General features: G+C 72.8%; 4 protein-coding genes. 1 reads left to right on the forward strand and 3 read right to left on the reverse strand.

Annotated elements, in window-relative coordinates; all coding sequences use genetic code 11:
* Positions 1 to 122: 122 nt before the first annotated feature.
* The 3 genes from ABZ641_RS18040 to ABZ641_RS18050 form a co-directional block, all read right to left on the reverse strand.
* The gene (locus tag ABZ641_RS18040) at positions 123 to 1,496 is read right to left on the reverse strand and encodes a maltokinase (RefSeq protein ID WP_344627275.1); all 1,374 of its coding nucleotides are present in this window, start codon (positions 1,494 to 1,496) and stop codon (positions 123 to 125) included.
* A gap of 383 nt (positions 1,497 to 1,879) precedes the next feature.
* Entirely contained in the window at positions 1,880 to 3,583 is a 1,704-nt protein-coding gene (gene treS, locus ABZ641_RS18045) for a maltose alpha-D-glucosyltransferase (RefSeq protein ID WP_030272501.1), read from the reverse strand.
* The gene (locus ABZ641_RS18050) at positions 3,580 to 5,535 is read right to left on the reverse strand and encodes an alpha-1,4-glucan--maltose-1-phosphate maltosyltransferase (protein ID WP_344627279.1); all 1,956 of its coding nucleotides are present in this window, start codon (positions 5,533 to 5,535) and stop codon (positions 3,580 to 3,582) included. The genes treS and ABZ641_RS18050 overlap by 4 nt, the downstream gene beginning before the upstream one ends.
* A 982-nt stretch (positions 5,536 to 6,517) precedes the next feature.
* On the opposite strand from ABZ641_RS18050, the gene glgP reads away from it, so the two are divergent.
* Positions 6,518 to 9,214: an alpha-glucan family phosphorylase gene (gene glgP / locus ABZ641_RS18055; protein ID WP_344627276.1), complete on the forward strand. Its 2,697-nt coding sequence runs from the start codon at positions 6,518 to 6,520 to the stop codon at positions 9,212 to 9,214.
* Positions 9,215 to 9,261 lie beyond the last annotated feature (47 nt).

Below are 9,261 nucleotides of genomic sequence, written 5' to 3' on the forward strand. Positions count from 1 at the left end.
GCCGGGCGGGCGCGGACGCGCCGGCGCCCGCCCGGGAGGTGGCGGGCACGGCGGTGGTGGAGCTGTCGTGCGTGGGGCCGGGGGGGTTCACGTCGGGTCCTCCAGGAGGCGGTTGCGGGGCGTCAGACGGTCAGGGCCAGACGGTTGATGGCGGCCAGCGGGATCGGCAGCCAGCTCGGGCGGTGCCGGGCCTCGTACACGACCTCGTACACCGCCTTGTCGATCTCCAGGGCGCGCAGCAGCTCCGGCGCGGTGGCCGGGTCCATCCCGCCGCCGGCCGTGTAGCCCGCGCAGTACGCGGCCCGGTTGCGGGCCGCCCAGGCGTTGGCCAGGTGGGCCAGCTCCGGGTCGGGGCCGGGGGCCCCGGCGAGCAGGTGCGCGGCCGCGTAGTCGAAGGAGCGCAGCATCGCCGCCACGTCCCGCAGCGCCGGCTGCGGCAGCCGGCGCTCGGCCAGCGGCTTGGCCGGCTCGCCCTCGAAGTCCAGCAGCACCCAGCCGTGCGGGGTGCGCATGGCCTGGCCGAGGTGCAGGTCGCCGTGGATCCGCTGGACGGGCAGGCCCTCCAGGTGGTCGGCGGTGAGCTGCTGGAAGGCCGCGCGCAGCGCCGAGCGGTAGCGCAGCAGCCCGGGCACCGCGGCGACCGCGCTGTCCAGCCGGTCGGCCATCGCGCCGGCCAGCCGGCCGGTCTCGGCCCGGTCGAGGCGGGCGGTCGGCATCGAGCGGGACAGCACCCGGTGCACCTCGGCGGTGGCCCGGCCGAGCCGGTGCGCCTCGACCGCGAAGTTCCCGGGCGTCGGGTCGCCCTTGAGCCGGGCCACCTGGTCGAGGGCGAGCTCCCAGCCGTCCTCGGCGTCCGGCAGGTAGCGCTGCAGCAGTCCGAGAGTGGCCGGTTCCGATCGCTCCAGCCGGGACTCGAACCAGGCGGCGACCCGCGGGATGCGGGTGGAACCCGCCCGGGAGAGCGCCAGCGACAGTTCGAGGTCCGGATTGGTGCCGGGGCTGATCCGCCGGAACAGCTTGAGGATGAAGGAGGTCCCGTAGATCACCGAGCTGTTGGACTGCTCGGCCGTGGAGGCCCGGCCCGGCAGGTTGCTCGGCAGGCCCGGACCCGGGGTCCGCCGGAAGGAGAGCGCGCCGAAGCGGTCGCCGGTGGCCAGGTGCTCCAGCAGCCGGCCGGTCAGCTCCGGGTCGTGCACCGCGTCGTAGAGCACCGCGCCGTCGTGCGGGCCGCCGCCGGCCAGCCGGCCGAGGACTGCGCCCGGGCCGACCCCGGACGGGTCCTGGGACCGGATGCCCAGCAGCAGCTGGTAGATGTCCCCCTGGGCAGCCGCCCCCGTGCCGTGCTCCACCCGCAGCAGCAGGTGCAGCAGGGTCGGGTCGCCGACCTGCAGCGGGGTGCCCACCACCGGCGTGAGCCCGCTGATCGCGCGCCCCTTCCCGGCGTACCAGCGCTGGGTGGGGAGCCAGTCGGCGATCAGCGGCAGGGCGGCGCCCACGAGCTCGCTGACACCCGCGGTGGTTCTCCGCCCCGTGGTCCCGCGCGTGCCGACGGGCCCGGGGGCGCCGTCGGGTAGGTCGCGGTGCACGTGGGCTTGAGAACGGGAGGTTTCGGACATGACTCCCTTTCCCCGGAAGCGGGCCGGCTGCCCGAGGTCGTCACCGGGCCTGTCAGTCTTCCGGATTTCGGCGGCGCGGCGGCGGAGGCACGCGAGCGGGGCTCGGGTGTCACGCCATAGTGTGGGTGGCCGTTGGGCTGTTCTCCGTACCCGACGGTGCGAAGACCCCTGCGGGGCGCGGGGGTCGTGACTCTCGCGCCCCGCAGGGTTGGTCCCCTCGGACCTGGCTGGTGGATCGTTACTTCGGCGCCGGACGGCCGCCGCTACTTGATTCCGGGCTTCCTGAGCTGGAACCAGTAGAAGCCGTGCCCGGCGAGGGTGAGCAGGTAGGGCCACTCACCGATGGACGGGAAGCGCACGCCGCCGATCAGCTCGACCGGGTACCGCCCCCCGTACCGCCGCAGGTCCAGTTCGGTCGGCTGCGCGAACCGCGAGAAGTTGTTCACGCACATGACCAGGTCTCCCTCGTGCTCGCGCACGAAGGCCAGCACCGCGGGATTGCTGGAGGGCAGCTCGGTGTAGCTGCCGAGGCCGAACGCAGGGTTGAGCTTGCGGATCTCGATCATGCGACGCGTCCAGTGCAGCAGGGAACTCGAACTGCTTTGCTGCGCTTCGACGTTGGTCACCTGAAAGCCGTACACCGGGTCCATGATGGGCGGCAGACTGAGCCTGCCCGGGTCGGCCGAGGAGAAACCCGCGTTGCGGTCCGGCGTCCACTGCATCGGGGTGCGGACGCCGTCCCGGTCGCCGAGCCAGATGTTGTCGCCCATGCCGATCTCGTCGCCGTAGTACAGCACCGGCGAACCGGGCAGCGAGAGCAGCAGGGCGGTGAAGAGCTCGATCTGGTTGCGGTCGTTCTCCAGCAGCGGTGCGAGCCGCCGGCGGATGCCCACGTTGGCCCGCATCCGCGGGTCCTTCGCGTACTCCGCGTACATGTAGTCGCGCTCCTCGTCGGTGACCATCTCCAGGGTCAGCTCGTCGTGGTTGCGCAGGAAGATGCCCCACTGGCAGCCGGAGGGGATCTCCGGCGTCTTCGCGAGGATCTCCGAGACCGGGTAGCGCGACTCCCGGCGGACGGCCATGAAGATCCGCGGCATCACCGGGAAGTGGAACGCCATGTGGCACTCGTCGCCGCCGGAGGCGAAGTCCCCGAAGTAGTCGACGACGTCCTCGGGCCACTGGTTGGCCTCGGCCAGCAGCACCGTGTCCGGGTAGTCCGCGTCGATCTCCTTGCGGAGCCGCTTGAGGAACTCGTGGGTCTCCGGCAGGTTCTCGCAGTTGGTGCCCTCCCGGGCGTACAGGTAGGGGACCGCGTCCAGCCGGAACCCGTCGATGCCGAGGTCCAGCCAGAACCTCAGGGCCGCGATCACCTCCTCCTGGACCCGCGGGTTGTCGTAGTTGAGGTCCGGCTGGTGGGAGAAGAACCGGTGCCAGAAGTACTGCTTGCGGACCGGGTCGTACGTCCAGTTGGAGGTCTCGGTGTCGACGAAGATGATGCGGGCGTCGGGGTACTGCTTGTCGTCGTCGGCCCACATGTAGAAGTCGCCGTACGGCCCGTCCGGGTCGTTGCGGGACGCCTGGAACCACGGGTGCTGGTCGCTGGTGTGGTTGACCACGAAGTCGATGATCACCCGCATGCCGCGGGCGTGGGCGGCGTCGACGAACTCGACGAAGTCGGCGAGGTCGCCGAACTCCGGCAGCACCGACTTGTAGTCGGCCACGTCGTACCCGCCGTCCCGCAGCGGGGAGGCGAAGAAGGGCGGCAGCCAGAGGCAGTCCACCCCCAGCCACTGCAGGTAGTCGAGCTTCGAGGTGAGCCCCTTGAGGTCACCCACGCCGTCGCCGTTGCTGTCCTGGAAGGAACGGACCAGGACCTCGTAGAAGACCGCGCGTTTGAACCACTCCGGGTCGCGGTCCCTGGCCGGCGTTTCGGCGAAGGTGTCGGGAACGGGCTCGTTGACTGTCACTGAGGGTGCCTCCGGACGGTGAGGAGGTGGGCCGGCTCGGTGGATGGGTCGAGCCGGACGTAGTTGCGGCGGCCCCAGTCGTAGGTGGCGCCGGTGAGCTCGTCGTGCACCGTCAGCGGCAGGTCCGAGTCCAGGGTCACGGTGGCCTCCTGGACGTGGTGCGGGTCCAGGTTCACCACGGTGATCACGTGGTCCTCGATGCCGTCCTCGGTGGTCGCCCGCTTGGAGTACGCGATGACCTGGTCGTTGTCCGTGGGGTGGAAGCGCAGGTCGCGCAGCTGCTGCAGGGCGGGGTGGCGCCGGCGGAGCCGGTTGAGGGCGGTGAGGAGCGGGGCGAGGGAGTCCTGACGGCTCCAGTCGCGCGGGCGCAGCTCGTACTTCTCGGAGCGCGCGTACTCCTCCGAGCCGGGGTGGACGGGCTCGTTCTCGTAGTGCTCGTAGCCCGCGTAGACGCCGTAGCTGGGGGCGAGGGTCGCGGCCAGCACCGCGCGGACGGCGAACGCGGCCGGGCCGCCCTGCTGCAGGTACTCGTGCAGGATGTCCGGGGTGTTGGCGAAGAAGTTGGGCCGCATGTACGAGGCCGCGTCACCGGTGAGTTCGGTGAGGTATTCGGTGAGTTCCTGCTTGGTGGTGCGCCAGGTGAAATAGGTGTACGACTGGTGGAATCCGATCTTCCCCAGGGTGTGCATCATCGCCGGACGGGTGAACGCCTCGGCCAGGAAGATCACGTCGGGATCCGTCCGGGCGATGTCGCCCAGCACCTTCTCCCAGAACACCACCGGCTTGGTGTGCGGATTGTCGACGCGGAAGATCCGCACCCCGTGGCCCATCCAGAAGCGCAGGATACGAACCGTCTCCTTGACCAGCCCCTCGAAGTCCTGGTCGAAGTTGATCGGGTAGATGTCCTGGTACTTCTTCGGCGGGTTCTCGGCGTGGGCGACGGTGCCGTCGAGGCGGTGGCTGAACCACTCGGGGTGCTTGTTGACCCAGGGGTGGTCGGGGGAGCACTGCAGGGCGAAGTCCAGTGCGACCTCCAGCCCCAGTGACCCGGCCTCGGCGACGAAGCGGTCGAAGTCCTCCAGGGTGCCGAGGTCCGGGTGGACGGCGTCGTGGCCGCCCTCCGGCGAGCCGATCGCCCAGGGCGAGCCGACGTCGTGCGGACCGGCCGTCAGGGAGTTGTCCGGGCCCTTGCGGTGGGCGCGGCCGATCGGGTGGATCGGCGGCAGGTAGACCACCTCGAAGCCCATCGCGGCGACCGCGGGCAGCCGCTCGGCGGCGGTGCGCAGCGTCCCGGAGACCGGCGGCTGGACGCCGGAGGGGTCGACCACGGCGCCCTCGGAGCGCGGGAAGAACTCGTACCAGGCGCCGTACAGCGCCCGCTTGCGGTCCACCTGGAGCGGCAGCGGCCGGGTGGCGCTGACCAGTTCGCGCAGCGGGTGGCGCTCCAGCAGGGTCAGCACCTCGGGCGCGAGCGCGGCCGCGTAGCGGCTCAGCGGGGGCAGGCCGGGGTCGCGCAGTGCGTCCACCGCGGCCAGCACGTGCGCCCGGCCCTCCTTCTTGGGCACCCCGGCGGCGGCCCGCTCCAGCAACTGGGCGCCCTCCTCCAGGACGAGCGCGGTGTCGATGCCGGCCGGGAGCTTGACCGCGGCGGTCCTCCGCCAGGTGGCGACCGGGTCGCTCCACGCCTCCACCAGGTAGGACCAGCGGCCGGCCGCGGTCGGCGTGACGTGCGCGCCCCAACGGTCGGTGCCCGGGGCGAGTTCGCGCATCGGCGTCCACGGACCGCTGCGGCCGCGGGGGTCGCGGAGCACCACGTTGGCGTTGACCGCGTCGTGGCCCTCGCGGAAGACGGTGGCGGTGACCTGGAAGCTCTCGCCCTCCACGGCCTTGGCCGGGCGCCGCCCGGAGTCGACGAGGGGGCTGACGTCCAGGACGGGGATGCGGCCGATCACGGTGTCGCTCTCTGTCTTGCGGGTGGCGCTCTTGCGGGCGGTGGTGGTCTTCTTCGCTGCGGTCTTCTTGGCGGCGGTCGTCCTCGCGGCGGTCTTCTTCGCCGGGGCCCCGGTCGCGGTGGTCGTGGTTTTGGTGGTGGACCCGGTGGTGCTCCTGCCGGTGGTGGTCTTGCTGCCGGTGGTCTTGCCGGTGGTGGTCTTGCGGGCCGCCGTCCGCCCGGCCGCGGGGGCGGCCGGTGCGGTGCTGCGGGCGGCGCGCGGGGCCGGCAGCGGCGGCTCCGTGGTCGGCGGTGTGTCGGGGCCCTCCGTCGTTGCGGTGGACTGGTCCCGCGTGTCGCCCTGCATGCCAAACTCCTGCCCGAATCGGCGGCGGCTCCCGACGGCCGGTGCGTTGCCGGGGGAGTTACCGGGAGGACTGTGGGGTGGGGTGGCCGTGCGTTCGGAACGGTGCCGTGCCGGCGGGCGAGGCCCACCCGACCGCCGGCCGACGCGACCCGCCCCGCGAGGCGCGTGCGTCCCGGCGCGCGCCTCGAAGGGCGCGCCCCGGAGCGACCCGACCCACCCGGAAAACGACCGGGTGAGGTGTGAGGACACGCCGAGGAGCAGCGGCAGCGGCCGAATGGGCGATGGAGGGTGAGGGCTCGTCAGCAGGGCATGTTCCGGACATGGAACAGCAGGGGGCGCCTTTCGGCCTGCACTCCCTGCCGCACCAACGACCTTTCTGCATCCTCGCACCACCGGCAAGACCTACGGGCCGGTAATCGCGCGATTTCGGACGGTATGCAGGGGCATATCGGCCAGTGGAAACGCGGCCGTTGCTGGATATTCACGCGCCAGGGGCGCGCCTTTTCGGCTACGTGCGCCCCGTGCGCCCCCCGTTCGCAGTACTGCGCCGATTGCGATCTCACCAATACGCCGAACGGGTGTGCAAAGCGTCCGCTGACACCCGTTCAGGCGGCCCGGAGGCTCTAGGCTTCACGTTGTGAAGGCAATCCGCAGATTCACCGTCCGCACCGTCCTGCCCGAACAACTCCAGCCGCTGCACGAGCTCGCGCTCAACCTGCGCTGGTCCTGGCACCCGGAGACGAGGGAGCTGTTCCGCTCCGTCGACCCGGAGGTCTGGGCGGCCGTGGGGGAGGACCCGGTCCGGCTGCTCGGCGAGGTGCCGGCCGCCCGGCTCGCCGCGCTGGCGGCCGACCGCCGCTTCCTGCGCCGACTGGGCGACCTCCACGACGACCTGAGGGACTACCTGGCCGGGCCGCGCTGGTACCAGTCGGCGCCGCCGGTCGGGGAGGCCGGCAGCCCGCTGCCCGAGGCGATCGCCTACTTCTCGCCCGAGTACGGCATCGCCGCGGCGCTGCCGCAGTACTCCGGCGGCCTCGGCATCCTGGCCGGCGACCACCTCAAGGCCGCCAGCGACCTCGGCGTCCCGATCATCGGCGTGGGCCTGTTCTACCGGCACGGGTACTTCCGGCAGTCACTGGACCGGGACGGCTGGCAACAGGAGCGCTACCCGCTGCTCGACCCGGACGAACTCGCCGTCAGCCTGCTGCGCGAGGAGGACGGCAGCCCCTGCCGGGTCGACCTCGCCCTGCCGGCCGGCCGCACCCTCGGCGCGCGGATCTGGAAGGCCCAGGTCGGCCGCGTCCCGCTGCTGCTGCTGGACTCCGACATCGAGTCCAACGCCCCGGCCGACCGGGACGTGACGGACCGCCTGTACGGCGGCGGCAGCGAGCACCGGCTGCTCCAGGAGATGCTGCTCGGCATCGGCGGCGTGCGTGCGGTGCGCACCTACTGCCGGCTCACCGGTCACCGCGCCCCCGAGGTCTTCCACACCAACGAGGGCCACGCCGGCTTCCTCGGCGTGGAGCGGATCCGCGAGCTGGTCGCGCCGGCCGAGCAGGGCGGTCGCGGGCTGGACTTCGGCGCCGCCCTGGAGGCCGTCCGGGCCGGCACGGTGTTCACCACCCACACGCCCGTCCCGGCCGGCATCGACCGGTTCGACCGCGACCTGGTCGCCCGTCACTTCGGCGGCGACGCGGCACTGGCCGGCGTCCCGGTCGACCGGGTGCTGGCCCTCGGCGCGGAGAGCTGGCACGGCGGCGACCCGAAGCTGTTCAACATGGCGGCGATGGGTCTGCGGCTGGCCCAGCGGGCCAACGGCGTCTCGACCCTGCACGGCGAGGTCAGCCGCTCGATGTTCAACGGGCTCTGGCCGGGCTTCGACTCGGCCGAGGTGCCGATCGGTTCGATCACCAACGGCGTCCACGCGCCGACCTGGATCGACCCGGCGGTCGTCCGGCTCGGCGCCGGGCAGATCGGCGCCGAGCGCGCCGACGAGGCCATCACCACCGGCGAGGCCCGCCGCTGGACGGGCATCGAGCGGATCGGCGACGAGGAGATCTGGGAGGTCCGCCGCACCCTGCGGGCCCAGCTGGTCGAGGAGGCCCGCCGCCGGCTGCGCACCTCCTGGCGCCAGCGCGGCGCCGGTGACGCCGAGCTCGGCTGGACCTCCGGCGTGCTCGACCCGGACGTCCTGACCATCGGCTTCGCCCGCCGCGTCCCCTCCTACAAGCGGCTCACCCTGATGCTGCGGGACAAGGCCCGGCTGCGGGCGCTGCTGCTGGACCCGCAGCGGCCGGTGCAGATCGTCGTCGCGGGCAAGGCCCACCCGGCCGACGACGGCGGCAAGCGGCTGATCCAGCAGCTGGTCGCCTTCGCCGACGATCCGGCGGTACGCCACCGGATCGTCTTCCTGCCCGACTACGACATGGCCATGGCCAAGCACCTCTACCCGGGCTGCGACGTCTGGCTGAACAACCCGCTCCGCCCGCTGGAGGCCTGCGGCACCTCCGGGATGAAGGCCGCCCTCAACGGCTGCCTCAACCTCTCGATCCTGGACGGCTGGTGGGACGAGTGGTTCGACGGCCGCAACGGCTGGGCGATCCCCACCGCGGACGTCTCCGGCCCCGAGCGGGTCGACCCGGACAGCCCGGAGGCCGAGCGGCGCGACGACATCGAGGCGGCGGCGCTCTACGACCTGATCGAGCACCAGGTCGCCGCCCGGTTCTACGACCGCGGCGCCGACGGCCTGCCGCACCGCTGGATCTCGATGGTCCGGCACACCCTGGTCACCCTCGGGCCCAAGGTGCTGGCCGGCCGGATGGTGCGCGAGTACGTCGAGCGGCTGTACGCCCCGGCGGCGACCGCGCAGCGCGCCCTCGCCGCCGGGTCCGGCGGCACCGACCACGCCGGTGCCCGCGAGCTCGCCGAGTGGAAGGCCCGGGTCCGCGAGGCCTGGCCGACCGTCCGGGTCGAGCACGTCGAGGCGGAGGGCTGCCGCGAGGCGCAGGAGCTCGGCTCGGCGCTGGAGCTGCGGGTGCAGGTCTCGCTCGGCGCGCTGGAGCCGGCCGACGTGGAGGTCCAGGTGGTCTCCGGCCGGGTGGACGAGTCCGACCGGATCTCGGACGCCGCGGTGCTCGCCCTCAAGCCGGCGGGCGGACCGGACCTGGAGGGCCGCCACCGCTACGAGGGGCCGCTGGCGCTGGACCGCACCGGCCCGTTCGGCTACACCGTGCGGGTGCTGCCCACCCACCGGCTGCTGGCCTCACCGGCCGAGCCGGGGCTGGTCGCGGCGCCGGTCGAGTCGGGCGGGATGGACGCCGGCGTGCTGCGCTGAGCCGGCCGGACGACCGCAGGTGCCGGGCGGGCCGATCGGCCCGCCCG

Source organism: Kitasatospora sp. NPDC007106, from assembly GCF_040634455.1.
GTDB classification, from domain to species: domain Bacteria; phylum Actinomycetota; class Actinomycetes; order Streptomycetales; family Streptomycetaceae; genus Kitasatospora; species Kitasatospora arboriphila.